Genomic DNA, 26,779 nt, shown 5'->3' on the forward strand with positions numbered 1-26,779 from the left:
CAGAGAAGAAGAAGGATTCCGTGACGGAGACATCCCAGCCCGAAGAACGCTCCGAGGAGCTGAGCCGCTGGCTCGCCGGGTTCCCGTCCGTGTCCGGCCCGGACACGCTCCTGCGCTTCTCACGCACGGCGGACGGCTTCGTCGACCTGGCACAGGCGCACCCCTCCGGACTGGCCCAGCTCATGGCGGGCCGCAAGACCCGGCTCTCCACCCTCATCCGGGAGCCCCAGGAGTACAACCGGGCGGCCCGTGCCGCCCGGAACCTCCGCGCCAAGATCTACGAGATGGCCCACGAGCGGGGGATCGACGTCGGCTTCCTTGCGGCGGGCACCGCCGTCTGGACGTCCGCGGTGGGCGGCAAGCCGCAGCGGGTGAGCGCGCCCGTCCTGCTGGCGTCCATCAGCCTGAGCCTGCGCCCGGGAGGCGATGACTACGAACTCCAGATGATGGAGCAGGCGTACGTCAACCCGGCACTGGTGCGCCATCTCAAGACCGTGCACGGCATCATCTTCGACGCCTCGGCCCTGGCCCGCATGGCCTACAGCACGGCCCGCTTCGATCCTCAGCCGGTCCTGGAGCGCATGCAGTCCGTGGTCTCCCCGATCCACGGGGCGGAGGTCCACTCCGAGCTGGTGGTGGCCTCTTTCGCGGACCTCCCGCAGGAGCTCGACGACCCGTGGATCAATGACGGGAACGCCCTCCTCGCCGCTCTTCGTGATCCCGGGTCCGTGGAGCCCCGCGTGCCGGTCACCGCGGAGGAGTTCACTCCGCTGGACGAGCGAGACCCGGAGGACGAGTTCCTCCTGCTGGACGCCGACCCGTCCCAGCAACTGGCCCTGGACGTCATCCGTTCCGGGGAGTCGGTGGTGGTCTCCGCGCCGCCGGGGACCGGCCAGACGCAAACCGTCGTCAACGCCCTCGGCACTCTGGCCATGGAGGGCAAGTCCGTCCTCCTGGTGGGGGAGCGCCGCAGCACCCTGCTGGAGCTGAGCCAGCGCTTCGCATCCCTGGGACTGGGGTCGCTGCTGCTGCCACTGGGCGCCAACAGCTCGCCCGCCCAGCTGAAGTCCCAGCTGATCCAGGCGATCGTCAGGAATGAGAAGTCCGAGGAGCCGCGGCTTGAGCAGGTGCATGAGACCCTGCGCTCGCGCCGTCACGCCCTGGCCGAGCATGTCGCCTCCCTGCACGATGTGAGGCCGCGCTGGGGCTGCTCGCCCTACCAGGCGATGCAGGCGCTGGCGGGGGCCGTGGCCACGGACACCGCTCCCGGCACCACGGTCCGGCTCAAGCGCAGTGTGCTGGACAGCATCAAGGACCGGGACGCGACGGCGTCGCAGCTGGTCCGTGCGGCCGAGCTCGGCAGCTTCACGCGTGGCACGGTGACCAGCGAATGGAACGGTGCGCGGCTCCTCACCCGAAAGGAGGCGCAGGAGGCGCACGAGACGGCCGTCCGCCTGCACGAGTCCGTGCCGGCGCTGCGGACACGGATGGAGGAGTTCGCCGGGGAGGCCCAGCTGCACCTTGGTGCCGACTTCACCGAATGGGGCGAGCAGCTGACGCTCTTCCTCGGCATGCGTGACAGCCTGAGCCGCTTCTCCGTGGAGATCTTCGACCGTGATGTCCACGATTTCATCGCCGCCACGGCCCCTGCGGCGTGGCGGCGGGAACGCGGCATTGAGATGACCAGCCTGGGCCGGGCGAAGCTCCGCAAGTACGCCAAGGAGTTCGTCCGCCCCGGGGTGCACATCCTGGACCTGCATGAGAGCCTCAAAGAGGTGCAGACTCAGCGGCAGCACTGGTCCAAGTACTCGGCCTCGCACCGGCACCCCGTGGTGCCCTCCGGTCTGGCGGACCTTGAGACCCGGTACGCCGAGGTCCTGAAGGACCTCACGTCCCTGGAACAGTCCTTGAAGGGCACGCGGGGCGGCAACGATCTCCTGTCCACCCCGCTCGAGACCCTGGAGGCCAGGCTGGCCGCGCTGGCCGGGGACACCGAGTCCCTGGAGGCGCTTCCGGAACGGACCCTCATCCTGGACAGCCTGAAGGGCCAGGGGCTCGACGAGCTCCTGGAAGACCTGGCGGCCCGCGAGGTTCCGGCGGAGGCCGTGAGCGCCGAGCTGGACCTGGCCTGGTGGCAGTCCGTCCTGGAAGCCATGATCAGCGGCGACGACTACCTGGCGATGTCCGACGGCGACAGCCTGAGGCAGACGGAGGGCGAGTTCCGCCTGGCCGACAGCACGCACATCGCCAGCGGCGCCGCCCGCCTGCGCTGGGCCCTGGCGGAGCGCTGGCGTGGGCTGCTGGAGAGCGAGACGCGCCAGTCCGAGCTTCTCCGCAGTCTTCTCAAGGACGGCCGGGTCAGTGTCGCCGCGCTCTGGGCACAGGCTCCACAGCTGCTCTCGAGCCTGGTCCCCGTCTGGACGATCAGCCCCCACGCCCTGTCCCGTGCTCTGCCCGCCGGCATCCGGTTCGATGCGGTGGTCCTCCTCGACGCCGAGTCGATGGCCCTCGCCAGCGCGCTGCCTGCGGTGGCCCGCGCCACTCAGGTGGTGGCGTTCGGGGACTCCAGCATCGGCACACCTCGGGCGTTCTCCGTGGCGGTCGAACGGCCTGGAGAGCACGACGGCGGACACCTCACCGTGACGAGCGCACTTCAGGCGCTGGAACCCGTCCTTCCGGGGGTGGAGCTGCGCAACGCCTACCGTTCCGTGGACGAGGACCTGAGTCTGCAGCTCAGCCGCTCGTTCTACGGGGACCGCCTCAACCGGCTCCCGGACGGGCATGCGGTGACCGGCCTGGACCGATCGATCGTGGTGGAGTACCTGGCGGACGGCACGGGGCTGCCTGTGCCCGGCAAGGAGGCCGTGGAATCCGTGGCCGCCGAGGTCAACCGTGTGGTGGATCTGGTCTTCGAACACGCCCGGACCCGGCCGCGGAGGTCTCTGGCCGTGGTCACGAGCACGCTGACCCATGCGGCGCGGATCGGTGAGGCCATCCGTCTGCAACTGCCCAACCATCCGCTGCTGGCCGACTTCTTCCAGAGTTCCGGTCAGGAGTCGTTCCGGGTGGTGGACCTTGAACGGGCCCGTGGCCTGGTCCGTGACCACATCATCTTCTCCCTCGGCTTCGGCCGGACCCCGCATGGGCGGGCCCTGCACAGCTTCGGGCCGCTGTCCGCACCGGGAGGCCGTGCGCGGTTCGCGCTGGCGATGTCCCGCGCCCGTCAGCAGCTGCACGTGCTGAGCTGCTTCCGGCCCGAGGACTTGGACCGGGGCCGGCTCAATCACGGTGCCGCCGACTTCTACGACCTGCTGGACCGGGAACTGGGCGGCAACTATTCTCTCGGAAGTCACGCGTCCCGCGCGGCGTCCACCGATCCGACGCTGGGCGAGGACGCTCTGGTGGTCGATCTGGCGGACCGGCTGCGGGTCCGCGGCGCGCGGGTGTGGCACCAGTACGACGGTGCCGTGGACGTGGTGGCCGCGGCTGATCCGCTGCACACGATGGGCAAGGACGACGCGGACATCCCGACCCCCGTGGCCATCGACTCGGACGGCACCCCGGCCTACCGGAGCCTGAGCATCAGGGAACGGAGCCGGACGCGTCCCGAACACCTGGAGCGTCGGGGCTGGCGCCACGTCTCCCTGTGGACCATCGAGGTCTTCACGGATCCGTCGCTCTGCGCGGACCGGATCGCGGCCTACCTCCACTTGGACGGCACCAGCATGGACGATGAAGGGGGCAGCAGCACCGGTTTCATGCGTCAGGTGGCCGTGAACGACGACGGTGCGGAATGACCCGCCCCCGGAAGTCGCGCCGCGCCACGGTCCAGGCCACGCATCTGGAACCGGCACCCGGTGTCTCGCCCGTGATGGACACCCCCGCTCGTCGGACGGGGCCGTCCGAAGCCGGCATCGCGGCGTCGTCGGGGCGGCCGGTACCGGTCGCCCCGGCACCGCGGGCCGGGAGTGTGCTCCCGGACAAGGCTGGCGAGGATGAGGCCGTCTCATGGGGAGATGCGCCGGAGCGTGGCGCCCGTGAGGACTGGTTGAAGGAGCAACGGCCACCGCATTGGTGAGGCACCGTCCCGGCTGATTCGCCATCTCAGCGGACCAGGACCACCGAGAGGCGTCCTTGGCCGGTGGCCTCGGCGATGGCGCGGGACTGCTTCTCCGAGGCGGCCAGAACCAGGAGACCGTCGGGATTGCCGGCTCCCGGCCACACGGAGTCCTTGCCTTCCCTGGCCACCCACAGGATGGCCACCCTGGTGGCGATCACGGACGGACTTCTCGCCTGGCCGGGCTCGCGTTCCGGGTTCACGACCACGTCTACGAGCTGGCCCGGGGTCAGGATCTTCAGGGTCTGCGGATCTGCCAGCCGGACGGGGACCGCCGTGGTCCCAGGGTCGGTGCCGCCGAGCAGGCCCGGGCCCAGGAGGGAGCTGTCGCTGAGGAACTGGCCTTTGCGCAACGGTGTGGCGAGCTGCCGGCCCACCAGCGTCCCAGGGTCCCGGAAGCTGCCGGCCGGAACCGACCGGCCTGGCACGGCGGCCGTCTGGAGATCGGCCCGGGACAAGGTGGCACCGGCGGGAAGTTCCACGGCTGCGGTCACCAGCGACTGGTCATCGGCCGGCGCAGGGGTGAGCTGATAGACCGCGATGCTCACGGAGAGCGAGAGGAACAGCGCGGCGAGGAAGCGGCGGTGCCGGAGGATCCATCGGCCGGTGCGGGCCGGCCGGTGCCGGGCGGATGGTGAGGGTGTCATGCCCCGACGCTAAGGCCGGCGCGGTTCCGTCACGGCTGGACGAGCGGCCTATGTGGATGAGTGTGCGGAGTCAGTTTCCACTGCCGGCCGCGGCGGCGGCAGGTGCGGGAGTGGACGCCGCAGGAGCCGACGGCACCGTGCTGGTGCCGGAGGAGCCACGCGAATCCGTACGGTAGAAACCGGAACCCTTGAACACCACGCCCACACTGTTGAACTTCTTGCGCAGGCTGCCGCCGCATTCGGGGCAGGCGGTCAGGGAGCTGTCGCTGAACGACTGGACGATCTCGAAATCGTGACCGCAGTCCTTGCAGGCATACGCATAAGTGGGCACGGATTCTCCTCAGGCTCTGGGAACCTCACGGCCCAGGCTGTTAGCACTGTCAGGTTCCGAGTGCCAATTCTATCAAAGTGATCCGGGGCGCACACCAGACCCGTCAAACCACCCGGAGGGGTCGGCCAGAGGGAAGGCCGCCCACCCGGCTTCCGAGATGACGGCATCCATCGGCCGGTCGAACCGCTCCACGGGGAACGCCTTCTCTGCGAGCACCTCGGCGGAGTAGACCAGGGCCGCCGTCGGGATCCGGTGACCAATGCCGGCCAGGACCTCCAGGAAGCGGTCGTAGTAGCCGCCGCCCTGTCCGAGACGGTTCCCCACGGCGTCCACGGCTGTGGCCGGCAGGAGGACCGCATCGAGCCCGGGACCGCCCTCGGAGAGAAGCTGCTCCGTGGTCAGGGCGTCACCCACGGGTTCGTCCACCGGGGCGTAGTCACTGCGTCTCATGGCGAGGCCCGGTTCCCACACGACCCAGTCCATCCGGTGTTCCGGCCGGCAGACGGGAAGGAGGACCGTCACGGCCCGCGCATGCAGGGCGTCCAGGACGGCAGTGGTGGGAGGCTCGGTGGCTCCGCTGAGGTAACACGCCACAGTGAACCCGGCCGGCCGGGCGGCACCGGCCGCCTGCAAGGATTGAATCCAACTCCCGGTGGAGCTTGCGAAGCCGCGGGCGAGCAGCACGGATTCCGTGGCCGTCCTGGACTTGAGCTCCAGGCGCCGCCGGAGTCTGATCGCGGAGCGGACGGCGGGTTTCGATACGGTCATGGCGGCGGATGTGCCCTTTCGTCTCATCCATGTCAGGCCAGCGGCCCGGGCGGTTCATCAGTTAGATTAGGTCCTGTGACCCTCAAGAAGCAGATCCGCAAAGCCGTCATTCCCGCCGCAGGCCTGGGCACCCGCTTCCTGCCCGCCACCAAGGCCATGCCCAAGGAAATGCTGCCGGTGGTGGACAAGCCCGCCATCCAGTACGTGGTGGAGGAAGCCACCAGCGTCGGACTGAACGACATCCTCATGATCACCGGCCGCAGCAAGCGGGCCCTGGAGGACCACTTCGACCGGGTCCCGTCTCTGGAGGCCACCCTCGAGGCGAAGGGTGATGACCGGAAGCTCTCCGCAATCCAGGAGTCGACCAACCTCGCGGACATCCACTACCTGCGTCAGGGTGACCCCCTGGGCCTGGGCCACGCGGTGCTCCGCGCCCAGCAGCACGTCGGTGACGAGCCCTTCGCCGTCCTGCTCGGTGATGATCTGATCGATGCCCGTGACGAGCTGCTGTCCACCATGATCGAGGTCCAGCAGAAGACCGGAGGCTCCGTCGTCGCCCTCATCGAGGTGGAGCCCGAGCAGATCAGCGCCTACGGCTGCGCCGACGTCACCGTCGTCGAGGGTGAGGACTTCGTCCGGGTCAACGAGCTCGTGGAGAAGCCGGCCGTGGAGGACGCCCCGTCCAACCTCGCCGTGATCGGCCGCTATGTGCTGCACCCCGCCGTCTTCGAGGTGCTGGAGAACACGCCCCCGGGGCGCGGTGGCGAGATCCAGCTGACCGACGCCCTGGAGACTCTCGCCGCCGGCGAGGGCGAAGGATTCGGCGTCTACGGCGTCGTCTTCCGTGGCCGCCGCTATGACACCGGCGACAAGCTCAGCTACCTCAAGGCCGTCATCCAGCTGGCCTCCGAGAGCGAGGACCTGGGTCCCGGCCTGCGGACCTGGCTCGGCGACTTCACAGCCACTTTCTAGAACGCGCAGACGGTGCATCGGGTCCCTTACTGGCCTGTCACGCTGGAACACGGTGACATCGTCCTGCGTCCCATCCGTCAGCGTGACAAGGCCGAATGGACGGCGGTCAGGCAGCGCAACAGGGAGTGGCTGGAGCCCTGGGAGGCCAGCAATCCCATCCCCGGCGGACGGTTTCCGAGCTACCGGGACATGGTGGCCTCCCTGCGGTCCCAGGCCCGCCAAGGGGCGGCGCTGCCGTTCGTCATCACGGAACGGCAAAGTGCCGGGGAAGCCCCGCGGATCATCGGCCAGCTCACGGTGTCCAACATCCTCTGGGGTTCGGCCATGATGGCGAGCATCGGGTACTGGGTGGACCGGGAGAGGGCCGGCCGGGGCATCGTCCCCACGGCGGTGGCGCTCGCCACCGACTTCTGCTTCCAGGAGCTCGGGATGCACCGGATGGAGATCAACATCCGTCCGGAGAACATCCCGAGCCTGCGCGTGGTGGAGAAACTGGGCTTCCGCTATGAGGGGATCCGGCCTTCGTACCTGCACATCAACGGCGCCTGGGCGGATCACTGCAGCTACGCGCTCACCGCCGAGGAAGTGCCGCAGGGCCTGCTGAACCGCTGGCTGGCCGGCGTCTGAGCCCGGCCTGGAGTTTTCCCCCTGAACTCGGCGACACACGACGTCAAATGGTCGTGGCCGTTGCGCCCACCGCATAACGTGAAGACTGTGGACTTCCCCTTGAGCAGCTCAGTGGTCTTTGTGGCCGTTGTCGCGTTCTGGCTCCTGGGGGTTGCGCCCACCGTGCTCAACCGACGGATCCCTGCCCGGGCCGTTCCCACGGTGGTCACCGACGGCGGGCCACAGGTCCTGCCCGCCGCGGATCCACCGGGGACCGAAGACGCCGGCAGCAAGGAGGACGAGACCGTGCCCATGGACGAGGCGGAGAAGGTGACCCTCCCACGCCCGGCTGTTCGCAAGCCCAGGATCCGTACCGGCCGCGCCTCCGTGGCCCTGCTGGGGGCTGTGGCCCTCGTGGCGGCGCCCGTCATGGCGCTCCTGGCGGTCTTCTCCGTGGTCTCCTCCGGCGCGCCGGTGATCTGTCTCGCGGTCACCGCGGCCTGTGTCGCCTCATTGCGCACCCTGGCCAAGCGCGACCGGCTGCGCCGGGTGCAGCGGGCCTTCGAAGAAGCCATGGCACCGGATTCGCAGGAGGTGCGCGGCGCCGTCGTGCCTGAGCGCCCGCGGAACTCGCCGATCGCTCCGTTCGACCACCGCGACGGCGCGCCGGAAGCGACGACGGCGGCGCCTCCTCCGCTGACCGCTGCGGAGCTGCGGGAGGCCGCCTTAGCCGTGGCCCGGGAGATCGGCGACTCACTGCCGGCCGAGGAGACCACCTGGGAACCGGTGGAGGTCCCCAAGCCGCTCTACGTCGACGCACCGAAGGCGGAACGCCCCTCGCCGGAGCCGCTGAACCTCCCGGAATCGCCCAAGCCGGAGGGCAAGCCGATCATCAAGGACGCGCTCAAGCCGGACCTGGCGCAGGCGCTGCAGGACGGCGATCCGACCGTGACGGTGGTCAATCCTGGACAGCCCGCCCTGAAGAATCTGGACGCCGTCCTCAAGCGGCGCCGGGCCTGAGGCACGTTTTGAACTTGTGACTGTTTCTCTGTAGTCTGAAGCAGTTGGCCTCACCACGGGTGAGGCCCACGGGGTCTTAGCTCAGTTGGTAGAGCGCTTCGTTCGCATCGAAGAGGTCAGGGGTTCAACTCCCCTAGGCTCCACATCCGTGAAACCCCCGGGTGATCAGTGAAAGCACTGGTCGCCCGGGGGTTTTGTCGTATCCGGGCTTCCTGCCGCGCCGAGGCCTGAAAAACTCCGGCCCGGATCCACTACTCAGTATTGCCAGCTACCGGTACTTAGTGTTACTTTTTAGTGGTAGTCAGCAATACAGAGTAGAGAAAGGGGGTGACCCGATGGGCAACCAGATGACGGAGATGCTCAAGGGCACATTGGAAGGCATCGTCCTGGCGATCCTGTCCGCCCGCCCCGCCTACGGTTACGAGATCACGGCGCGGCTGAGGGACGAGGGGTTCACCGACATCGCCGAGGGCACCATCTACGCGCTGCTCGTGCGCATCGAGCAGAAGGGCCTGGTGGACGTGGAGAAGGTCCCGTCTGAAAAGGGCCCTCCGCGCAAGGTGTACTCACTCAACAAGCAGGGGCGGGACCAGCTCGCCACGTTCTGGGGGACCTGGAGCTTCCTCGCAGAACGGATCGAACAGCTCCACGGACACACCGCAACAGCGATCGACGAAGGAGCATGACCATGGCCGCCAAGTGGATCGAGGCCCTCACCGGACCTCTGGAGCAGAAGAAGCAGTACAAGCAGGCCAAAGCGCGGCTGGAGGCCTTGCCGGAGTCGTACCGCAAGGCCGCGGAGGCGTTCAACCGGTACTTCATGTACTACGGCGGCGTCACCGACGGGGACACCATCGTCCGCATGTTCGAGGATCTGGCCGACCTCTGGGAGCGTGCCGCCGTGGACGGGACCCCCATCGGTGACATCGTGGGGGAGGATCCGGTGGAGTTCGCCGAGACCTTCGCCCAGGCCTACGGCGGCAAGCGCTGGATCGACAAGGAGCGCGAGCGCCTGATCCAGTCGGTCGATGAGGCCAAACGGGGTGAATTCCAATGACCACGGACGTCGCCATCCGGGTGGAGGGCATTGAGAAGTCCTTCAAGGACCTGCACGTGCTGCGGGGCGTCGAGTTCACGGTGGAGGCGGGCAGCATCTTCGCCCTCCTCGGATCCAACGGAGCCGGCAAGACCACCCTGGTGCGCATCCTCGCGACGCTGCTCACGGCGGACGCGGGCGCCGCGTCCGTGAACGGGCACGACGTCGGGTCGGCCCCAGAGGCGGTGCGGCAGGCGATCAGCCTCACGGGGCAGTTCGCCGCCGTGGACGAGGTGCTCAGCGGCCGGGAGAACCTGGTGCTCGTGGCGAAGCTGCGGCACCTCAAGGACCCGGGCGCGGTCGCGGACGCGATGCTGGAGCGTTTCTCCCTCACCGAGGCCGGTGGCCGACGGGCGGGCACCTACTCGGGTGGCATGAAGCGCCGGCTGGACATCGCCATGAGCCTCATCGGCGACCCGCCCGTGATCGTTCTGGACGAGCCCACCACCGGCCTGGACCCGCAGGCGCGCAAGGAGGTCTGGCAGACCGTACAGGGGCTGGCGCGGAACGGCACCACGGTGTTGCTCACCACCCAGTATCTCGACGAGGCCGAGCAGCTGGCCGACCGGATCGCGATCCTCCACCAGGGGGTCATCATCCAGAACGGCACCCTCACCGAACTGAAGAAGCTCCTCCCGTCCGCCACGGTCGAGTACGTGGAGAAGCAGCCGTCCCTTGAGGACGTCTTCCTGGCACTGGTGGGGGAGACCTCCGCGGACAACGGGCCCGCCGAAGACGGCGCCCTCGCTGGAAAGGAAATCCGATGAGCACGCATGCCATGGCCGACACGGCCGTCCTGACCGGCCGCTCGCTGCGGCACATCCTGCGCAGCCCGGACACCATCATCACCACGGCCGTCACGCCGGTGGCCCTGATGCTCCTGTTCGTCTACGTCCTGGGTGGCGCCATCCACACGGGATCCGGGGAGGCGTACGTCAACTACCTCCTGCCGGGCATCCTGCTCATCACGATCGCCTCCGGCATCGCCTACACGGCCTACCGGCTGTTCCTGGATCTCCAGGGCGGCATCGTGGAGCGATTCCAGTCGATGCCCATCGCCCGGTCCAGCGTGCTGTGGGCCCAGGTCCTCACCTCGGTGGCCGCCAACCTCGCCTCCGTGGTGATCGTCACCGGAGTGGCCCTTCTGATGGGCTTCCGGACGGGAGCCTCGGTGGGCGCCTGGCTGGCGGTGGCGGGCATCCTGGTGCTGTTCACTTTGGCGCTGACGTGGGTGGCTGTCATCGCCGGCCTCACGGCGAAGACCGTGGACGGGGCGAGTGCGTTCAGCTACCCGCTCATCTTCCTGCCGTTCATCAGCTCGGCATTCGTTCCCACGGCCTCCATGCCGGGCCCGGTGGCCTGGTTCGCCGAGAACCAGCCCGTGACGGCGATCGTGAACACCATCCGGAACCTGTTCGCGCAGCAGCCCGTGGGGGACGGGATCTGGGTGGCGCTGGCCTGGCTGGTGGGGATCCTGGTGGTGGCCTACGCATTCGCCGTGGCCATCTACCGGAAGAAGATCAGCTGATCCACGGACCGGTCCGGCCGGCCTACATCCACCCCTTCTTGCGGAAGATGAGGTAGAGCAGGCCGGCCAGGCCGATCATCATGCCCACGGCCATCGGATACCCGAAAGGCCAGGCGAGTTCCGGCATCTCGTGGAAGTTCATGCCGTAGACGCCGGCCACGAAGGACGGGGCGAAGAAGATGGCCGCCCAGCCGGAGATCTTCTTGACCTGTTCGTTCTGGGCCAGAGTGACTTCGTTCATGCGATTGGCCGTGAGCGTCCCATCCAGTGTGAGCGCGTTCTGCAGGATCTCGCGGAAGGAATTGACCCTTGCGGTCACCGAATCCACGTGGTCCTTGACGTCACGGAGGTTGCGCTGCAGTTCCAGGTTGACCTGGAATTTGGAGAAGCCGCGTTCCAGACTCTCCAGCATGGCCGGCAGCGGCTGGATGGCCCGCTGGAACTGGATCACCTCACGGGTGAGTTCGTAGATGCGCCGGGATACCGCGGGATCGCCGGAGAACAGCTGGTCCTCGATCTCATCGATGTCGTTCTCCAGGCCGGCCACCACGGGGGCGTAATCGTCCACCACCTTGTCCAGCAGGGCGTAGAGCACGGCTTCCGGGCCCATGGACAGCAGTTCCGGATTGTCCTCCAGACGGCGCCTCACGGCCGCCACACCCTGGGTCTCCGCATGGCGGATGGTCACCACGAAGTCGGGTCCTGTGAAGATGTGCAGCTCGCCGAACTCCACCGTCTCGGAGGAGTCCACGTAGCGCGCCGGCCGGAGCACGGTGAAGAGCGTGGAGTCGTACCGTTCCAGCTTGGGACGCTGATGGGCCGTGACCGCGTCCTCCACCGCCAGTGGGTGCAGGCCGAACTCGGCCGCGATGTCCTTCATGTCCTCCTGGTTCGGCCGGTAGAGCCCCAGCCACGCCATGCCGCCCGTCTCGTCCATGCACTCGCTGGTCTGCAGGACCGAGGCGGGCTCCAGGATCCTGCGGCCGTCACGGTAGATGGCGTTGTCGATGAGAGTCACGGCTACATTATGGGCGACTCGGGCCCGGAGGCGCGGGCGCCACGGGGAGCGGCGGCCTGGACTTCGGCCGCCCGCGCGAGCAGAGGGCCTGTGCGGTAGGGGATGTGGGTGTGCAGGGCCAGGACGGTCTCCGTCCGGATGACACCCTTGATCCGGAGCACTTGCCGCAGTGCGGACTGCAGATTACGGGTGTCCGTGGCCGCGAGCCGCACCCACAGATCACCCCGCCCGGAGATCTCATGCACTTCCAGCACCTGGGCGATGACGCGCAGCGCCGCGATGACGGCGTCCAGTTCGCGGTGGGTCACCTCGATCGTGACGAACGCGACGACGTCGTACCCCACGGCGGCAAGGTCGATCTCCCGGCCGCCGCCCTCCAGGACTCCGTTGCGCTGCAAGCGGCGCAGGCGAGCCTGCGCCGTGTTGCGTGCGATTCCCAGGATCTCGCTCAATTCGCTGATCTGCACCCGGGGGTCTTTCACCAGCTCCAGGAGGATCTTCAGATCCGTCGCGTCCAGATTGTTCACGTGCGCACTCCGGCTCAGGTCTCGAGGTGGGTATTGGAGGTTTTGCGCAAACGGAGGCGAATGCACTGATCGATAGTACGGGAATGCCGCATCCTGTGAACAGGCCCACACCCCGGGCCGAAGGGTTCGCGACGGGACACCCACCGTCAGGAACGGAAAGACCGCCCATGAGCGTCATCAACGAGCTGCGCATGCGTCCCGCCTCCCGCGAATGGGGCTGGGAGGCCTCCACCACGGCACGGCTGGTCCTGTCCGGCGTGGTCATCTTCCTCCTGCTCATCGGAGCGAATCTGGCCACCCCGCTCTACCCGGCGCTCCAGGCCGAACTGGCATTGGGCCCCTTCGGCACCACGGTGGCGTTCTCCAGCTACGTGCTCGCCCTCATCGGGACCTTGGCCCTGGCCGGGCACTGGTCCGATCACATCGGCCGCCGCGCGGCGCTGGTGGTCTCCGTCCTGGTCGGCCTCGGCGGCACCCTGGTCTTCGGCCTGGCCCAGAACCTCACCATGCTGTGCGCCGGGCGTGTGCTGCAGGGCGTCTCGGTGGCACTGGCCACCGGCGCCAGCGCGGCCGCCCTCCGCGAGTTGCTGCCGAGCCGCCCCGAGTGGGCCGCCCGCTTCACCCTGCTGTCCTCCTCCGGCGGCGTCGCGCTCGGGCCCGTGCTCGGAGGCCTCCTGTCCTGGCTCCCCGGCGGCCGGCAGGCGCCGTTCGCCGTCCAGGGTGCGTTGCTGCTCCTCATCCTGGTGCCGCTGTGGCTGGTGCGCGCCCGCCCGGCGATCATGCGCGCGGAACAGGGCTATGACCACCGTGCCCTGGCGCCCCGCGGTCTGGGGATCCCCGCGGGCGCCCGCGGACCCTTCTGGCGGGCGGCCAGTGTGGGTTTCCTGAGCTTCGCAGTGTTCGGCTTCCAGCTCTCCCTGGCCCCGGGTTACTTCGCCCACACCCTGGGGATCACGGCCGCGCCGCTCGTGGGTGTGCTCGCCGGGCTGTCGCTCGGCGCCTCGGCGCTCAGCCAGCTGACGGCATTCTCCGGACGCGCCACCGTGCCCGTCGGGCTGGGAGTCATGGGCGGATCCTTGCTCCTGTTCGCCGCCGCCACGGCCTGGTCGAATGTGTGGCTCCTGGCCCTGGCGTCCATCCTGATCGGTGTGGGCCAGGGCCTCGCCTTCCGCACCGTGTTCAACCAGGCGGCCACGGCTGTGCCCGCGTCGCAGCACGCACGCATGGTGTCCACGGTCTACGTGGCCACCTACCTCGGCAGCGCCGTCCCGGTGCTGGGGCTCGGCGTCGTCGCCTCCCTGGTGGGGATGACGACGGCGGCGCTCGGCTTCACACTGCTGGCCGCGGCTGCGGCGCTCCTCCTCGGGGCGCTCTCGCTGAAGGGCGCCCGCTCCGAGTAGCTCGGCCGGGTGGCCGCTGGGTGGGCCCACGGTGGCGAGGGCCCCGAGTTGAGCGAAGCGAAGCTTGGGAGCCGCTGGGTGGGCCCACGGTGGCGAGGGCCCCGAGTTGAGCGAAGCGAAGCTTGGGAGCCGCCGGGGATCAGTCGAGGAGCCCGGCGTTCCCGTCCATGTGCTCGAAGACCACGGTGGTCTCCGTATGGCCCACCACAGGGTCCGTGGCGAGGTTGTCCAGCACCCAGTCCCGCAGCTCTTCCGTGGTCCCCACGGCGATGTGCAGCAGATAGTCCACTGATCCCGAGGTGTGGAAGGTGGAGAGCACGGCCGGCAGGCGGGGGACCCGTGAGGTGAAGTCGTCGATCTGGTCCCGGTCGTGGGCCCGCAGCCGGATGGCGATCAATGCCTGGACGCTGCGGCCGATCGAGGCCAGGTTGAGCTCCGCGGTGAACGCCTTGATGATGCCGCGCTCCTGCAGCGTGCGGGTGCGCATGAGGGCGGTGGAGGGTGCGATCCCGACGTCCTCGGCCAGTTGCTTGTTGGAGATCCGGGCATCTTCCGAAAGGATTCTGATGATCTTCCGGTCCACGTCGTCCAGGGTCTCGCTGCCCGCAGCGGTGTGGCGAATATTCTTCGCTGAATCGGCCATTGTTCCTCCACTTTGAAAGTCACTACATGATACGGCCGGTGGCTCATTGACGGAATGGCGGCTCGGAGTGTGGGATCGTTCGCCGGGCGTCGGGTTCCTGACAGCGCGCCTCGTCCTGCGTACGCTGTTCCGGTGACCACACCGCGCGTTCCCGCCTCAGAAACCCCCTCAGCCGGTACCCGGGAGGGCATCGCCATCGACATCGGGGGAACCAAGACCCGCGGACTCCTGCTCCGCGACGGCATGGTGGCCGCCGACCATACGGTGGGCAGTGCCAACACCCAGAATGTCAGCCGTGAGGAGGCCGAGCTGGCGTTCGCCGAGCTCTTCGCCGCGCTGTCACCCTCCGCCGTGGACCGCGTCGTGGTGGGAGCCGGGGGAGCGGACACCGAGGCCGACAAGGAGGCGCTCGCGTCCCTCGTAGCCCCTCACGCCCCGGGCGCCCGGATCACCGTCGTCCACGACTCCGAGCTCCTCCTCGCCGCCGCCGGCGCCCGGACCGGGGTCGCCGTGATCGCCGGCACGGGAAGCGCCGCCTGGGGACGCAACGACGCGGGGGAGGAGTCCCGCTCCGGTGGCTGGGGCTACCTCCTGGGCGATGAAGGCAGCGGATACTGGCTCAGCCGGGAGGCCGTGCGCCTTTCACTGCGCCGGATGAACTCAGGGCTGGACGCGACAGGCCTGGCGCTCGCGCTCTGCGCCTCGGTGGACGCGGCCGACGTGGCAGGCCTCATCGCGGCCTTCCACGACCCGGAGAAGGGCCGGCGGTACTGGGCCGGGCGGAGCCGGATCGTGGTGGAAGCGGCGGAGCAGGGCGACGAGGGTGCCCAGGGCATTCTGGCGCAGGCGTCCGGGGATCTGGTGGTGCTCGCCGCCTCCGTCCTGGAGCGGCTCGGGATCCATGGGCCCGTGGTGCTCGGCGGAGGGCTCGGGCAGCATGTGTCCGCCATTCAGAACGGCTTCCGTGAGGGCTTGGCACGTCTGGGCTACCACGACGTGCGGATCCTCGAGCAGGAGCCGGTCTTCGGGGCGGCCGCTCTCCTGGACGCTCCGGCCTGAGCCGGCGGCCGGCAGCCGCTGACTCACGACGACGGCGGCCGGCGCCGTCACCGCCGGCGGATGCGCGGCTTCAGCGTGACGCTGGGGAGCGGAGGCGCCGGGATGTGACCGGCCTCCGTCCGGTCCGCCTCGGCGGGGCCGCCCTGATGACCGGGGACCCAGCCGAACCGCGAGGAGGCGATCGCAGCGGCGCCGGGCTCCACGCCGTCGGAGGTGTAGAGGCCGCCGTCGGCCTCCCAGTCCAGACGGGCCTGGAGGATCTCCTCGTGGCTGCGGCCGACGAAGTTCCACCACATCAGCAGATCCTCACCCAGGGGCTCGCCGCCCAGCAAGAAGAATCGCGTGTCCGGATCCGCCATGACGCGCACCGTTTCACGCCGGCCGCCCAGGTACAGGAGCGGTCCGGGGGTGATGCCGACTCCTTCCACGGAGAGGCCGCCGTTCAGGACCAGGAGGGCATGCTCATGACCGGGGTCCAGGGGAAGATCCAGCCCGCCGGAGCCCTCCAGCTGTGCGCCCACGATCGGACTGAACACGCTCGCAGGGGACGTCACTCTGGCGAAGGTGCCCATGACCACGGTGGCCTCCCAGCCCGGTCCGGACGCCTTCGGAAGATCCACATGACGCTCGAAGGACGGCTCCTGGTGACGGTGACCGTCCGGGAGCGCCACCCAGAACTGGAGCCCCTCCTGGACGGGGACCTCATCGCCGTCGGTGCAGGTGAACTCGGAGTGGGAGATGCCGTGCCCGGCTGTCATGAGGTTCAGCTCGCCCGGACGTACCGTCACATCGCTGCCTAGGCTGTCGCGGTGGCGGATCTCGCCCTTGAGGGGCCACGTCACGGTCTGCAGGCCGATGTGCGGATGGGGGAGCACGGTCATGGCGGAGCGGTCCGGGCCGAAGCGGTCCAGGAAGCACCAGGGGCCGATGGTCGGGAGTTCCTTCAGCGGCAGCGTGCGGTTCACCGTGATGGCACGGACGCCGCCCAGTGGAACGGCGCGCTCGGGCAGGATCTCCAGTGCCGGGTCCGGGACGGAGCCGAGGGCGGGGCAGGCCTGCTGGACGGGGGCCGGATCGAGGTTCGTCACACGCTCACTCTAGCTCTGTGCGTAAATGTTTGATTTGTATCGATTAAGTGTGAAATGAGACCTAGGATGGAGCCATGCCCGCACCCATCCTGAGCATCTCCGACGCGCGCCTCCTCCGCAGGGGCCGCGAGCATCGCATCCTGGCCGGCGCCATCCACTATTTCCGCGTCCATCCGGACCTCTGGGAGGACCGCCTGACCCGGCTGAAGGCCATGGGCGCCAACACGGTGGACACCTACGTCGCCTGGAATTTCCACCAGGAGCGGCGCGAGGATCCGGCGGACTTCAGCGGCTGGCGGGATCTGGGCCGGTTCATCGACCTCGCCGGAGAGCTGGGGCTGGACGTGATCGTCCGTCCGGGACCTTACATCTGCGCCGAGTGGGACAATGGCGGCTTCCCGTCCTGGCTCACCGGGCAGGCCGATGTGATGCTCCGCTCCACCGACCCCCGCTTCAGGGAGCCCGTGGCAGGGTGGCTGGACGTGCTGGTGCCCGTCATCGCTTCCCGGCAGGCCTGCAACGGCGGTCCCGTGGTCGCGGTGCAGGTGGAGAACGAGTACGGCAGCTACGGCGACTCGGCCGAGTACATCCGGTGGAACGCCCACGCATTGCGGGACCGCGGCATCACCGAGACGCTCTTCACGGCCGACGGCGGCACCGACTACTACCTCGACGGCGGTGCGGTGCCGGAGATCTGGGCGACGGCGACGCTCGGTTCCCGGGGCGATGAGGCGATCGACGTCTGGAAGCGCCGCCGACCGGACGAGCCGTTCTTCAACGTGGAGTTCTGGGGCGGCTGGTTCGACCACTGGGGCGAGGAGCACCACGTCCGCCCGGCCGAGGAGGCCGCGGCCGAAGTGCGGAAGATGCTCGACGCCGGCGGCTCGGTCTGCGTCTACATGGCGCACGGCGGCACCAACTTCGGGCTCGGAGCCGGAGCGAATGAACACGACGGGATCCAGCCCACCGTCACCAGCTACGATTCGGACGCGCCGATCGCGGAGAACGGCGCCCTCACCGAGAAGTTCCACGCCCTGCGCGCCGAGTTCCTGCGTGCCCAGGGTCTCGCCGAAGACGAATGGCCTGCATTGCCTGCGGCCCTGCTCGAACCGGCCGCCGTCCTTCCCCCGCGCACTGTGCCCCTCCCTGCGGCGGAGCTCCCGCTCCTGGACTTCCTGCGCGCCCGGCTGGATGCCGCCGTCGACGCCGGGTCGCACCGTCCCAGCGAACGGCCGCTCAGCTTCGAGGAACTCGGGCTGCACCATGGCCTGCTCTTCCAGCGAGCCACGGCAGTCCTCCCGGGCCGCGAGGACGCGCCGCAGGAGGCGCGCATCAAGCTCCCCGGGCTCCACGACCGTGCCCACGTCTGGGTGGACGGAGAACTTCTGGGCATCCTGGACGACACGACCGCGGCCGAGGGCCTTCTGGTTCAGGGACACGGCAGGGAAGCGGTCCTGGAGATCCTGGTGGAGAACGTGGGCCGTATCAACTACGGCCCGCACACCGGCCAGCGAAAGGGACTGCTGGGCGGTGTCCTGGTCAACCAGCGGTTCACGCTCGGCTGGGAGCACGTGGGCCTTGACCCGAGCCACTGGGACGCCACCCGGCTGGTGGGCCTGCCGTCCGCGGAGTTCCCGGTGGACGAGCCCGCGGACACCTACCTGGCACTTCCCGGCTCCACCAAAGGCTTCGTCTGGATCAACGGGTTCCTGCTTGGACGCTATTGGGAGATCGGGCCGCAGGAGACCCTGTACGTCCCGGCCCCGCTGCTGCGGCCAGGGGTCAATACGGTGCACGTGTTCGAGCTGGGGGAGACGGGCGGGACCCTGGAGCTGAGAGAGAAGCACTCGCTCGGCACGCTGAGCGCAGGCGCCATCGCGGCGGCGGAGCTCGCCTGAAACGTCGCGGAGGGAACCCGCGGGCCAGGAGGCCGATAAGCTGAATGAGCCCCTCGCACCGTTCAGCACGTCCTTCCGAAGGAGCGCCCTCGATGATTCCGACGCGCCAGGCCGCCATCCGCAGGATGGCCGCGGCCGCCGCTGTTCTCGCCGGCCTGCCCGCGCTCGCAGGCTGTTCCCCGGCCGGCCCCACGCCCACGCCGGTGCCGAGCAGCAGCATCCCCGCCCGGCCCGTCGTCGTCGGCGCCACGGACACCGCGGAAGGGCAGATCCTGGCCGAGCTGTACTCCGGTGCGCTTCAAGCGGCGGGTCTGAAGAGCTCAGTGAAGACCGGTGTCGGCGGCCGCGCGGCGTCCCTGGAGGCCCTCAAGTCGGGCGCCGTCCAGCTGGTGCCCACGTATACCGGCGGTCTCCTGCGGGCGCTCGGCACGACGGCCAAGGACACCGGGGACGACACCGTGAGGGCGGCAGCCGTGGCGGCACTGACCAAGCCCGTCACCGCGCTGGACGCCTCCGGGGCACAGGACCGGGAGGTCATCGTGGTCACCAAGGTGACTGCGGAGAGGTACCAGCTGAAATCCCTCAGCGACCTCGGCAAAGTCTGCTCCCAGACCACGTTCGCGGCGCCTGCGGACTTCTCCTCGGACCCGTACGGCGGGGTGGCTCTGAAGGGCGACTACTCCTGCACGCCCAAAAAGACGGTCACCTACGGCGTGACGAGCGGCCCGGACGGCGGACCCACTGTCCCGGCGGCCGACGCGGACAACCGCTACACGATCCCTCAGCCGCTGAAGGCGCTCCTGCAGGACGATGTGCAGGTTGCGGTCATGCTGAGCACGGACCCGGCCATCGCGGACAACGACCTGGTGGTCCTGGACGACGACAAGAAGGCGCTGCTCCCGGAACAGGTTCTGCCGCTGGTGGACGGCATCCTGCTGCCGGCGCAGGCCCGGGACGTGATCAATTCCCTCTCCCGCACGCTCACCTCGGACGACCTGGTCCAGATGAACCGGGCCATCCAGGGGGACCAGGCCGGGACGCCCCATGACGTGGCCGGCGCCTGGCTCCAGGACAAGGGCATTCTCAAATAGCCCGAGCTCGTATGGCATATTTGGTGAATGGCAGAATTCAGGCAGTCGACCAAGCTTCACAACGTCCTCTATGACATCCGGGGACCCATTCTGGAAGCTGCCCAGCAGATGGAGGCCGAGGGGCACAAGATCCTGAAGCTGAACATCGGCAATCCGGCGCCCTTCGGCTTCGAAGCACCGGACGCCATCCTGGTGGACATGATCCGCCACCTGCCGCACGCCCAGGGCTACAGCGATTCGCGCGGCATCTTCTCCGCCCGTACCGCAGTCTCGCAGTACTACCAGACCCGCGGCATCCAGTCGATCGGGGTGGATGACATCTACCTCGGCAACGGCGTCAGTGAGCTGATCACGCTCTCCCTCATGGCCCTGCTGAACGACGGCGACGAGGTCCTGATCCCCACCCCGGACTATCCGTTGTGGACCGCCTCCGTCAGCCTGGCCGGCGGACGCCCCGTGCACTACCTCTGCGACGAGCAGGAGGGCTGGGCCCCTGACCTCTCCGATCTGGAGTCCAAGATCACCGAACGCACCAAGGGCGTGGTGATCATCAACCCGAACAACCCCACCGGTGCCGTGTACTCGGAGAGCACCGTCCGCGCCATCGTGGAGCTGGCGGACAAGCATGGGCTGATCGTGTTCTCCGATGAGATCTACGAGAAGATCCTCTACGACGACGCCGTGCACGTGAACACGGCCAAGATCGCCGGCGACGACGTCCTGTGCCTGACCTTCAACGGTCTCTCCAAGGCCTACCGCGTGTGCGGCTACCGTGCCGGATGGATGGCGATCTCCGGGCCCAAGGCCCATGCCAAGGACTTCCTGGAAGGCATCAACCTGCTGGCCAATATGCGCCTGTGCGCCAATGTGCCGGGCCAGCACGCCATCCAGACCGCCCTGGGCGGATACCAGAGCATCAACGACCTCATCCTCCCCGGGGGCAGGCTCCTGGAACAGCGGAACAAGGCCTATGAGCTGCTGAACGCCATCCCGGGCGTGAGCACCGAGCAGGCCCGTGGCGCCCTGTACCTGTTCCCCAGGCTGGACCCCGAGGTCTATCACATCCGCGACGACGAGAAGTTCGTCCTGGACCTGCTGAAGGAACAGAAGATCCTGGTCTCGCACGGCCGCGCCTTCAACTGGGTGCGCCCGGACCACTTCCGCATGGTGACGCTCCCGGCGGTGAAGGACATCGAGGAGGCCATCGGCCGGATGGCGGACTTCCTGAGCAGGTACCCGGGCAACTGACTCCCGGGCCCGGCCCGGATCCCCTCTGGCGGAAGGACGGAATGATGAAGACCAAGCAGCAACGCGGGGTGGACTTCTACCTGGACCCGGGGGAGACGCTCCGGGCCGGGCCGGGCTTCCGCCTGGACGCCGTGGACCCGGAATCGACGCCGGGTTACGACGGGCGGAAGGCGGACGGCGCCCGGCATCTGGACCGTCAGGATGCCCGGCTGGACGATCTGCAGGAGAGGCTCTTCGCGGCGTCCAAGGGCGGTTCGGACCAGCGGGTGCTGCTGGTCCTGCAGGCCATGGACACGGCCGGCAAGGGCGGGATCGTCAGCCATGTGGTGGGGACCATGGACCCCCAGGGCGTCCACCTCAAGGCGTTCAAGGCGCCCACGGACCAGGAGAAGGCTCACGATTTCCTCTGGCGGATCGAGAAGGAGGTGCCGGAGGCGGGCATGGTGGGGGTCTTCGACCGCTCCCACTATGAGGACGTCCTGATCCACCGGGTGCACGGCTGGGCCGATGAGGCTGAGCTGGAGCGCCGTTACGCCGCCATCAATGACTTCGAGTCACGGCTCATGGAGCAGGGGACCACCTTGGTCAAGGTGATGCTGCACATCTCCAAGGACGAGCAGAAGGACCGCCTCCTGGCCCGCCTTCATGACCCGGCGAAGCACTGGAAGTACACTACCAACGATCTCGCGGAGCGCGGCTTCTGGGACGACTATCAGGCGGCGTTCCAGATCATGCTGGAGAAGACATCCACCGCTGCGGCCCCGTGGCACGTGATCCCGGCGAACAGGAAATGGTACGCCCGGATCGCCGTTCAGCAACTGCTGATCGACGCGCTCGAACGGATCGGCCCGCAATGGCCGGCGGCCGATTTCGACGTGGATGAGCAGATCGCGGCGGTCAGCGCTTCCTGAACGACGTCGTCAGCTGGGCGAGGCCCTTCGCTGGACCTCCGGCCCTCAGGCGTCCGGCTGGGCGGCCTTGAGCCGTGCCCGGGCGCCTTCCAGCCACTCCTCGCAGCGTGCGGCGAGGGCTTCCCCCCGTTCCCAGAGTGACAGGGACTCCTCCAGGGTTCCTCCACCCGCTTCCAGGCGCTGGACCACCATGAGGAGCTCCTCGCGGGCCTCCTCGTAGCTGAGCGTGGCGACGTCCTGCTGTTCTGCTGCGGTCATGATGCGGTCCTCTTCTCCTGAGTGGTCTTCCTGCTGCGGGTGCTGCTCTTCTCGGGTGCCTTGGGCACCGAGCGTGCCGTGAACTTACCGCCGGCCACGCGCACCAGCAGCGACCGCTCCTGGCGCACCTGGGCGGGATCACGGACGATCGCGCCGGCGTCCGGACCGTCGTCCAGGTGTACCACGGCGTAGCCGCGGTCCAGCGTCTTCTGTGGCGAGAGCGCCAGCAGCTGGGCCTTCAGGTGGGTGATGCGGTCCTGGGCGCGCACCAGAGCGGTGCCGAGCGTCGTCGTCGCGCTCTGCCGGAGCCTGGCGAGTTCCTCCGCGCGGGAGTCGACCATGACCAAGGGGTTGGCCATCACCGGGCGGGAGCGCAGCTGCTCCAGCCGGTCGCTCTCACGGTCCACGCGCTGATGGATGACGCGGCGCATCTGCTCCCGGGCGTAGGTCAGCCCGGCGAGCTCCTCGGACACGTCCGGGACGATCCGTTTCGCCGCGTCCGTGGGCGTCGAGGCCCGCAGATCGGCCACGTAGTCCAGCAGGGGCCGGTCCGCCTCGTGCCCGATGGCGCTCACCACGGGAGTGGCGGCGCGGGAGACCGCACGGATGAGCTCCTCATTGCTGAACGGGAGCAGATCCTCCAGGGATCCGCCGCCGCGGGCGATGACGATGACGTCCACGTCCGGGTGGGCGTCGAGTTCGGCAAGCGCGGCCATCACCTGCCCCACGGCGGTGACACCCTGCACGGCCACCTCGCGGATCTCGAATTCGACGGCGGGCCAGCGCAGCGCCGCATTGCGCAGCACGTCCTTCTTGGCGTCCGAGTCGCGGCCCGTGATGAGTCCGATCCGGTGGGGGAGATAGGGGAGGGGGAGCTTGAGCTCCTCGTCGAAGAGACCCTCCGAGGCCAGAGCCTGACGGAGACGCTCGATCCGGGCGAGGAGGTCCCCGAGCCCCACGGGCCGGATGTCCTTCACAGACATGTTCAGCCGGCCGGTCTTGAGCCAGAACTCGGGCTTGAGCAGCGCGACCACGCGGGAGCCTCGCTCCAGAGGCGCTTCGATCCGGTTCAGATTGGTGGCCCAGATGGACCCCGGGAGGGAGACCTCCGCATCCACATCGCGGAGCGTGAGATAGGAGGCGTTCCCGCGGTGATTGAGCTCAATGACCTGGCCTTCCACCCAGCAACTGGGGGTGCGGTCGATATGGGCCTTGAGCTTCTCGGAGAGGAGCCGCAAGGGCCAGGGATTCTCCGGGGAGGTCTCGCCCGCCGTGGCAGGCAGGACGGACGGGGTGTCCTGCGTTTCGCTCATGTCCGCTCCTCCTGTGGCCTGCTCCGGGATTCCCGATGACTTCACCCTATCGAGCGGGGCGGACATTTTCCTGCGGGCGCTGTTCCTGCCGGGGCCGGACCGTGGGCCTCCACCGGCCAGAAGCGCTCGTGACGATAGGCTTGAACGGACCGGGCCGGCCATGACGGCCGCGTCCCCTGACAGCTACCAGAGAGGTCCCGGTGCGAACCACCATCGCCGTGCTCGCGGCCATCCTGTCCTTCGTCCTCACCCTGGCGGCAGGACCGGTGGTCTGGCTCGACCGGAACGTGGTGAACCGGGACGGTTTCGTCGCCACCATGATGCCTCTGGGCCAGGATGAGACCTTCCGCGAGGACCTCGCCGTGGCGATCGGGCGGCGAGTGGCGACGGACATCAACGTCCCGCAGAAGCTCCAGCCCGTGGTGGACGGCACCGTCACGGCCGCCGCCCGTGGGATGTTCCAGCTGCCCGGATTCCCCGAGGCGTGGCGCAGCACGCTGGAACGCAGCCACGATCTGAGCATCGGCCCCGGGGCGGCGTCCACCACGAGCGCTTTCAACCTCGATGTGGCGCCGCTCGTGGACCTCGTGGCCGGCGAGGCGAGTAAGAAGCTGCCCGTCAAGCTCACCGGTCCCAAGGTGGCCGTCATCAGTTTCGGCACGCTGGACCAGCGGCAGATGATCGATCCCGTGTTGCGATCGTCCGGGTACGGCGTCGCGCTGGCGATCGGCGCAGGCATCGCATTCCTCCTCGCCTTGGTGAGTGCCCGGCGCCGTGGTGCCTTCCTGATGGTGATGGGGATCGGTGCTGCGATCATCGCCGCCATGTGGAAAGCGGCGGCATTCGTGGGTGTGGGGATTCTGGGGCAGCGCCTCGGCAACGAACTCGAGGGCATGGTGGTCGCCCGGATCGGAAATGTCGTGTCCGGGCAGATCGACCAGGTGTTCTGGGTGCTGTTGGTGGCGGGCCTGGTCATGTTCGTGGCCGGAATCGTGATCGAGTCGATTCGCCGTCGGCACGAGATCGCCGCCGCCCGGCAGCGGGAAGCGCTCGAGGACGCCTGGGAGGAGCAGCCCGACGACGGCGTCGCGCCGGGAGTCTGAGTCCGGCGCCCGGGAGACGGACCACCTGAGCCGCCGGCCGGCGTCGTCCATCTGCTCCGCCTCACACGGCAGGCGGTCAGCCTGAGTCAGTAGAATGAACGCCATGACTTCGGCCGCCGTCTCCGTGCCCATGCCCTCCATTCCCCGCAAGCGGCGCAGCCGTGCGGAGGTGGAAGCCGCCGCCCCCGTGGAGGGGGCCAAGCGGGTTCTCCTTGCCGCCCCGCGCGGCTACTGCGCCGGCGTGGACCGTGCCGTGATCGCGGTGGAGAAGGCCCTGGAGCACTACGGCCCGCCCGTTTACGTGCGCAAGCAGATCGTCCACAATGTGCACGTGGTCAGCTCCTTGGAGGCCAAAGGTGCGATCTTCGTGGAGGAGAACGACGAGGTGCCCGAGGGTGCGCTGGTCATCTTCTCCGCCCATGGTGTCTCCCCGGCGGTCGTCCAGTCGGCTGAGGAGCGTGGCCTGCGCACCATCGACGCCACCTGCCCCCTGGTCACCAAGGTGCACCGCGAGGCCGTGCGATTCGCGAAGGACGATTACGACATCCTGCTGATCGGCCATGAGGGGCACGAAGAGGTCGAGGGCACTTCCGGTGAGGCCCCCGAGCACATCCAGATCGTCAACAGCCCGGATGAGGTGGACAAGGTCACCGTCCGGGATCCGGAGAAGGTCATCTGGCTCTCCCAGACCACTCTGAGCGTGGACGAGACCATGGAAACCGTGCGGCGCCTCCGCGACCGGTTCCCCACCCTGCAGGACCCGCCCAGCGACGACATCTGCTACGCGACCACCAACCGTCAGGTGGCCATCAAGAAGGTGGCGCCGCAGGCCGATCTGGTGATCGTGGTGGGTTCCGCCAACTCCTCCAACTCCGTCCGGCTGGTGGAGGTCGCCCTGGAGTACGGAGCCAAGCGCTCCGAGCGCGTGGACTATGCGAACCAGGTCGACGAGGCCTGGTTCGAAGGCGTGGCGACGGTGGGTGTCACCTCCGGTGCGTCCGTGCCCGAGGTGCTGGTTCAGGACGTACTGCGTCTGCTGGCTGAGTATGGCTACGCGGACGTGGAAGAGGTCGTCACGGCGGAGGAGGACCTGCTGTTCTCCCTGCCCAAGGAGTTGCGCGCCACCCTGAAACAGGCCGGTGACTCGAGCCGTGGTCTGGGCGGGCGCGGGAACCGGCCGCTGAGCTGAGCATCCTGTGCCGTGCGGCTGATAGCCTCGCGGCATGAGCAGGCGATTCAGACAGGTTGATGTGTTCGGGACGTCCGCGCTGGGCGGCAACCCGGTGGCGGTGGTGCTCGACGCCGAGGGGCTGAGTACCGAAGACATGGTGCGGTTCACGGCGTGGACCAATCTGTCCGAATGCACCTTCGTGCTGCCGCCGGAGGACGCTGCGGCCGACTACCGGGTCCGGATCTTCGCCCCGGGTACCGAGTTGCCGTTTGCCGGGCACCCGACGCTCGGAACTGCGCGGGCCTGGCTGGATGCCGGGGGAGTGCCCAGAACCCCGGGGGTGATCGTTCAGGAGTGCGGCGTGGGACTCGTCCAGGTCCGCGACAAGGACGGCCGCCTGGCTTTCACGGCCCCGGAGCTGCTCCGGGGCGGTCCGGTGGAAGACGCGTACCTGCAGCAGGTCACGGAGATCCTGGGCATCGGCCCCGGGGACGTGGTGGAGTCCCGCTGGATCGACAACGGGCCGGGCTGGGTGGGCGTGCTGCTGCGCGACGACCGGGCTGTGCTGGATCTGGCGCCTGATGCCTCCCGTCACCCTGGACGCTGGGACATCGGAGTGCTCGGGCCCTGCGCCCTGGGAAGCCCCGACGCCTTCGAAGTCCGGGCGTTCTTCACTGACGGCGCCGGACCGCTCTGGGAGGATCCGGTCACAGGCAGCCTCAACGCGTCCGGGTCCCAGTGGATGATCGACACCGGCAGGGCATCGCTGCCGTTCGTCAACCGGCAGGGAACCGCCATGGGACGTGACGGACGCATCCACCTCAGCGGCTCCGCCGGACACCCCGGCCCTGATGGCACCCTCTGGGTGGGAGGCACGGCCACCGTGGTCTTCAGCGGCGAATTCCGCGGCTGACGGCCACCACCGGAGGACGGGTGCCCGCGCGCCATTCGGGATCCGTCCCCGGG

At 68.6% G+C, this 26,779-nt stretch carries 26 protein-coding genes and 1 tRNA gene; 18 read left to right on the forward strand and 9 right to left on the reverse strand.

The features are described from left to right. Positions 1-20: 20 nt before the first annotated feature. A complete protein-coding gene (locus tag Q9R02_RS07875) occupies positions 21-3,797 on the forward strand; it encodes a DUF4011 domain-containing protein (RefSeq protein WP_305996118.1) in 3,777 nt (1,258 codons plus the stop codon). 307 nt (positions 3,798-4,104) lie between these two features. Here the strand turns inward: Q9R02_RS07875 and cpaB are convergent, their stop codons facing one another. The 3 genes from cpaB to Q9R02_RS07890 all read right to left on the reverse strand — a co-directional run bounded on the left by cpaB (position 4,105) and on the right by Q9R02_RS07890 (position 5,863). Continuing rightward, positions 4,105-4,764: a Flp pilus assembly protein CpaB gene (cpaB, locus tag Q9R02_RS07880; RefSeq protein ID WP_305996119.1), complete on the reverse strand. Its 660-nt coding sequence runs from the start codon at positions 4,762-4,764 to the stop codon at positions 4,105-4,107. Between the two features lie 70 nt (positions 4,765-4,834). Then, positions 4,835-5,095 carry an FmdB family zinc ribbon protein gene (locus Q9R02_RS07885; protein WP_305996120.1) on the reverse strand — a complete coding sequence of 87 codons (261 nt, stop codon included), beginning with the start codon at positions 5,093-5,095 and terminating at the stop codon, positions 4,835-4,837. 72 nt (positions 5,096-5,167) lie between these two features. After that, positions 5,168-5,863: a 5-formyltetrahydrofolate cyclo-ligase gene (locus tag Q9R02_RS07890; RefSeq protein WP_305996121.1), complete on the reverse strand. Its 696-nt coding sequence runs from the start codon at positions 5,861-5,863 to the stop codon at positions 5,168-5,170. A gap of 75 nt (positions 5,864-5,938) precedes the next feature. Between Q9R02_RS07890 and galU the strand changes: the two genes are divergently transcribed. The 8 genes from galU (at position 5,939) to Q9R02_RS07930 (ending at position 11,085) form a co-directional block, all read left to right on the forward strand. Beyond that, entirely contained in the window at positions 5,939-6,835 is an 897-nt protein-coding gene (gene galU, locus Q9R02_RS07895; protein WP_305996122.1) for a UTP--glucose-1-phosphate uridylyltransferase GalU, read from the forward strand. A 12-nt stretch (positions 6,836-6,847) separates the two neighbouring features. Next, positions 6,848-7,462: a GNAT family N-acetyltransferase gene (locus Q9R02_RS07900; RefSeq protein ID WP_305996123.1), complete on the forward strand. Its 615-nt coding sequence runs from the start codon at positions 6,848-6,850 to the stop codon at positions 7,460-7,462. A gap of 99 nt (positions 7,463-7,561) precedes the next feature. Beyond that, a complete protein-coding gene (locus tag Q9R02_RS07905) occupies positions 7,562-8,461 on the forward strand; it encodes a hypothetical protein (RefSeq protein ID WP_305996124.1) in 900 nt (299 codons plus the stop codon). 70 nt (positions 8,462-8,531) lie between these two features. Then, a tRNA-Ala gene (locus Q9R02_RS07910) sits at positions 8,532-8,604 on the forward strand. Between the two features lie 192 nt (positions 8,605-8,796). Further along, positions 8,797-9,147 (forward strand): PadR family transcriptional regulator, encoded by a 351-nt coding sequence (locus Q9R02_RS07915; RefSeq protein WP_305996125.1) that lies wholly within the window; start codon positions 8,797-8,799, stop codon positions 9,145-9,147. 2 nt (positions 9,148-9,149) lie between these two features. After that, positions 9,150-9,518, forward strand: coding sequence for a DUF1048 domain-containing protein (locus tag Q9R02_RS07920; RefSeq protein WP_305996126.1), 369 nt, complete (start codon positions 9,150-9,152; stop codon positions 9,516-9,518). Next, complete coding sequence (locus Q9R02_RS07925; RefSeq protein ID WP_305996127.1) at positions 9,515-10,324, forward strand: ABC transporter ATP-binding protein; 810 nt, start codon at positions 9,515-9,517, stop codon at positions 10,322-10,324. The genes Q9R02_RS07920 and Q9R02_RS07925 overlap by 4 nt, the downstream gene beginning before the upstream one ends. Then, complete coding sequence (locus Q9R02_RS07930) at positions 10,321-11,085, forward strand: ABC transporter permease (RefSeq protein WP_305996128.1); 765 nt, start codon at positions 10,321-10,323, stop codon at positions 11,083-11,085. The genes Q9R02_RS07925 and Q9R02_RS07930 overlap by 4 nt, the downstream gene beginning before the upstream one ends. A 22-nt stretch (positions 11,086-11,107) precedes the next feature. On the opposite strand, the gene corA is transcribed toward Q9R02_RS07930, so the two are convergent. Further along, complete coding sequence (gene corA, locus Q9R02_RS07935) at positions 11,108-12,103, reverse strand: magnesium/cobalt transporter CorA (RefSeq protein ID WP_305996129.1); 996 nt, start codon at positions 12,101-12,103, stop codon at positions 11,108-11,110. A 2-nt stretch (positions 12,104-12,105) separates the two neighbouring features. Next, a complete protein-coding gene (locus Q9R02_RS07940) occupies positions 12,106-12,630 on the reverse strand; it encodes an Lrp/AsnC family transcriptional regulator (RefSeq protein WP_305996130.1) in 525 nt (174 codons plus the stop codon). Between the two features lie 167 nt (positions 12,631-12,797). Here Q9R02_RS07940 and Q9R02_RS07945 point away from each other — a divergent pair, with 167 nt between their 5' ends. Further along, complete coding sequence (locus tag Q9R02_RS07945; RefSeq protein ID WP_305996131.1) at positions 12,798-14,030, forward strand: MFS transporter; 1,233 nt, start codon at positions 12,798-12,800, stop codon at positions 14,028-14,030. Between the two features lie 139 nt (positions 14,031-14,169). Here the strand turns inward: Q9R02_RS07945 and Q9R02_RS07950 are convergent, their stop codons facing one another. Then, positions 14,170-14,673: an Lrp/AsnC family transcriptional regulator gene (locus Q9R02_RS07950; RefSeq protein ID WP_305996132.1), complete on the reverse strand. Its 504-nt coding sequence runs from the start codon at positions 14,671-14,673 to the stop codon at positions 14,170-14,172. A gap of 132 nt (positions 14,674-14,805) precedes the next feature. On the opposite strand from Q9R02_RS07950, the gene Q9R02_RS07955 reads away from it, so the two are divergent. Further along, positions 14,806-15,732: an N-acetylglucosamine kinase gene (locus Q9R02_RS07955; protein WP_305996133.1), complete on the forward strand. Its 927-nt coding sequence runs from the start codon at positions 14,806-14,808 to the stop codon at positions 15,730-15,732. Positions 15,733-15,779: 47 nt separating this feature from the next. Here the strand turns inward: Q9R02_RS07955 and Q9R02_RS07960 are convergent, their stop codons facing one another. Then, positions 15,780-16,820 (reverse strand): pirin family protein, encoded by a 1,041-nt coding sequence (locus tag Q9R02_RS07960; RefSeq protein WP_305996134.1) that lies wholly within the window; start codon positions 16,818-16,820, stop codon positions 15,780-15,782. A 74-nt stretch (positions 16,821-16,894) separates the two neighbouring features. Between Q9R02_RS07960 and Q9R02_RS07965 the strand changes: the two genes are divergently transcribed. From Q9R02_RS07965 to Q9R02_RS07980, 4 genes are all read left to right on the forward strand, one after another. Beyond that, the gene (locus Q9R02_RS07965; RefSeq protein ID WP_305996135.1) at positions 16,895-18,718 is read left to right on the forward strand and encodes a glycoside hydrolase family 35 protein; all 1,824 of its coding nucleotides are present in this window, start codon (positions 16,895-16,897) and stop codon (positions 18,716-18,718) included. Between the two features lie 92 nt (positions 18,719-18,810). After that, positions 18,811-19,809, forward strand: a complete 999-nt coding sequence (locus tag Q9R02_RS07970; RefSeq protein WP_305996136.1) for an ABC transporter substrate-binding protein — start codon at positions 18,811-18,813, stop codon at positions 19,807-19,809. A 27-nt stretch (positions 19,810-19,836) separates the two neighbouring features. Next, positions 19,837-21,057 (forward strand): pyridoxal phosphate-dependent aminotransferase, encoded by a 1,221-nt coding sequence (locus Q9R02_RS07975; RefSeq protein WP_305996137.1) that lies wholly within the window; start codon positions 19,837-19,839, stop codon positions 21,055-21,057. A 41-nt stretch (positions 21,058-21,098) separates the two neighbouring features. Continuing rightward, the gene (locus tag Q9R02_RS07980) at positions 21,099-21,968 is read left to right on the forward strand and encodes a polyphosphate kinase 2 family protein (protein WP_305996138.1); all 870 of its coding nucleotides are present in this window, start codon (positions 21,099-21,101) and stop codon (positions 21,966-21,968) included. 45 nt (positions 21,969-22,013) lie between these two features. Here Q9R02_RS07980 and Q9R02_RS07985 read toward each other — a convergent pair whose 3' ends face one another. Together Q9R02_RS07985 and xseA are read right to left on the reverse strand one after the other, a co-directional pair. Beyond that, positions 22,014-22,226, reverse strand: coding sequence for an exodeoxyribonuclease VII small subunit (locus tag Q9R02_RS07985; protein WP_305996139.1), 213 nt, complete (start codon positions 22,224-22,226; stop codon positions 22,014-22,016). After that, on the reverse strand, positions 22,223-23,539 hold the full coding sequence (gene xseA, locus Q9R02_RS07990) for an exodeoxyribonuclease VII large subunit (RefSeq protein WP_305996140.1): 1,317 nt from the start codon (positions 23,537-23,539) through the stop codon (positions 22,223-22,225). Before xseA ends, Q9R02_RS07985 begins: the two co-directional genes overlap by 4 nt. A 200-nt stretch (positions 23,540-23,739) precedes the next feature. Here xseA and Q9R02_RS07995 point away from each other — a divergent pair, with 200 nt between their 5' ends. The 3 genes from Q9R02_RS07995 (at position 23,740) to Q9R02_RS08005 (ending at position 26,726) form a co-directional block, all read left to right on the forward strand. Further along, positions 23,740-24,642: a hypothetical protein gene (locus Q9R02_RS07995; protein WP_305996141.1), complete on the forward strand. Its 903-nt coding sequence runs from the start codon at positions 23,740-23,742 to the stop codon at positions 24,640-24,642. Positions 24,643-24,745: 103 nt separating this feature from the next. Continuing rightward, on the forward strand, positions 24,746-25,831 hold the full coding sequence (locus Q9R02_RS08000) for a 4-hydroxy-3-methylbut-2-enyl diphosphate reductase (RefSeq protein WP_305996142.1): 1,086 nt from the start codon (positions 24,746-24,748) through the stop codon (positions 25,829-25,831). A gap of 34 nt (positions 25,832-25,865) precedes the next feature. Next, positions 25,866-26,726, forward strand: a complete 861-nt coding sequence (locus Q9R02_RS08005; RefSeq protein WP_305996143.1) for a PhzF family phenazine biosynthesis protein — start codon at positions 25,866-25,868, stop codon at positions 26,724-26,726. Positions 26,727-26,779 lie beyond the last annotated feature (53 nt).

The organism is Arthrobacter horti, from assembly GCF_030731045.1.
Classification (GTDB): domain Bacteria; phylum Actinomycetota; class Actinomycetes; order Actinomycetales; family Micrococcaceae; genus Arthrobacter_E; species Arthrobacter_E nanjingensis.

Excerpts from the sequence above, each read along its gene's own strand:
- xseA (WP_305996140.1), bottom strand. The coding sequence starts at position 23,539 with ATGAGCGAAACGCAGGACACCCCGTCCGTCCTGCCTGCCACGGCGGGC.
- cpaB (WP_305996119.1), bottom strand. The coding sequence starts at position 4,764 with ATGACACCCTCACCATCCGCCCGGCACCGGCCGGCCCGCACCGGCCGA.
- Q9R02_RS07970 (WP_305996136.1), top strand. The coding sequence starts at position 18,811 with ATGATTCCGACGCGCCAGGCCGCCATCCGCAGGATGGCCGCGGCCGCC.
- Q9R02_RS07945 (WP_305996131.1), top strand. The coding sequence starts at position 12,798 with ATGAGCGTCATCAACGAGCTGCGCATGCGTCCCGCCTCCCGCGAATGG.
- Q9R02_RS08005 (WP_305996143.1), top strand. The coding sequence starts at position 25,866 with ATGAGCAGGCGATTCAGACAGGTTGATGTGTTCGGGACGTCCGCGCTG.
- Q9R02_RS07980 (WP_305996138.1), top strand. The coding sequence starts at position 21,099 with ATGATGAAGACCAAGCAGCAACGCGGGGTGGACTTCTACCTGGACCCG.
- Q9R02_RS07950 (WP_305996132.1), bottom strand. The coding sequence starts at position 14,673 with ATGGCCGATTCAGCGAAGAATATTCGCCACACCGCTGCGGGCAGCGAG.
- Q9R02_RS07965 (WP_305996135.1), top strand. The coding sequence starts at position 16,895 with ATGCCCGCACCCATCCTGAGCATCTCCGACGCGCGCCTCCTCCGCAGG.
- Q9R02_RS07985 (WP_305996139.1), bottom strand. The coding sequence starts at position 22,226 with ATGACCGCAGCAGAACAGCAGGACGTCGCCACGCTCAGCTACGAGGAG.
- Q9R02_RS07975 (WP_305996137.1), top strand. The coding sequence starts at position 19,837 with ATGGCAGAATTCAGGCAGTCGACCAAGCTTCACAACGTCCTCTATGAC.
- Q9R02_RS07915 (WP_305996125.1), top strand. The coding sequence starts at position 8,797 with ATGGGCAACCAGATGACGGAGATGCTCAAGGGCACATTGGAAGGCATC.
- Q9R02_RS07930 (WP_305996128.1), top strand. The coding sequence starts at position 10,321 with ATGAGCACGCATGCCATGGCCGACACGGCCGTCCTGACCGGCCGCTCG.
- Q9R02_RS07925 (WP_305996127.1), top strand. The coding sequence starts at position 9,515 with ATGACCACGGACGTCGCCATCCGGGTGGAGGGCATTGAGAAGTCCTTC.
- Q9R02_RS08000 (WP_305996142.1), top strand. The coding sequence starts at position 24,746 with ATGACTTCGGCCGCCGTCTCCGTGCCCATGCCCTCCATTCCCCGCAAG.
- Q9R02_RS07920 (WP_305996126.1), top strand. The coding sequence starts at position 9,150 with ATGGCCGCCAAGTGGATCGAGGCCCTCACCGGACCTCTGGAGCAGAAG.
- Q9R02_RS07890 (WP_305996121.1), bottom strand. The coding sequence starts at position 5,863 with ATGACCGTATCGAAACCCGCCGTCCGCTCCGCGATCAGACTCCGGCGG.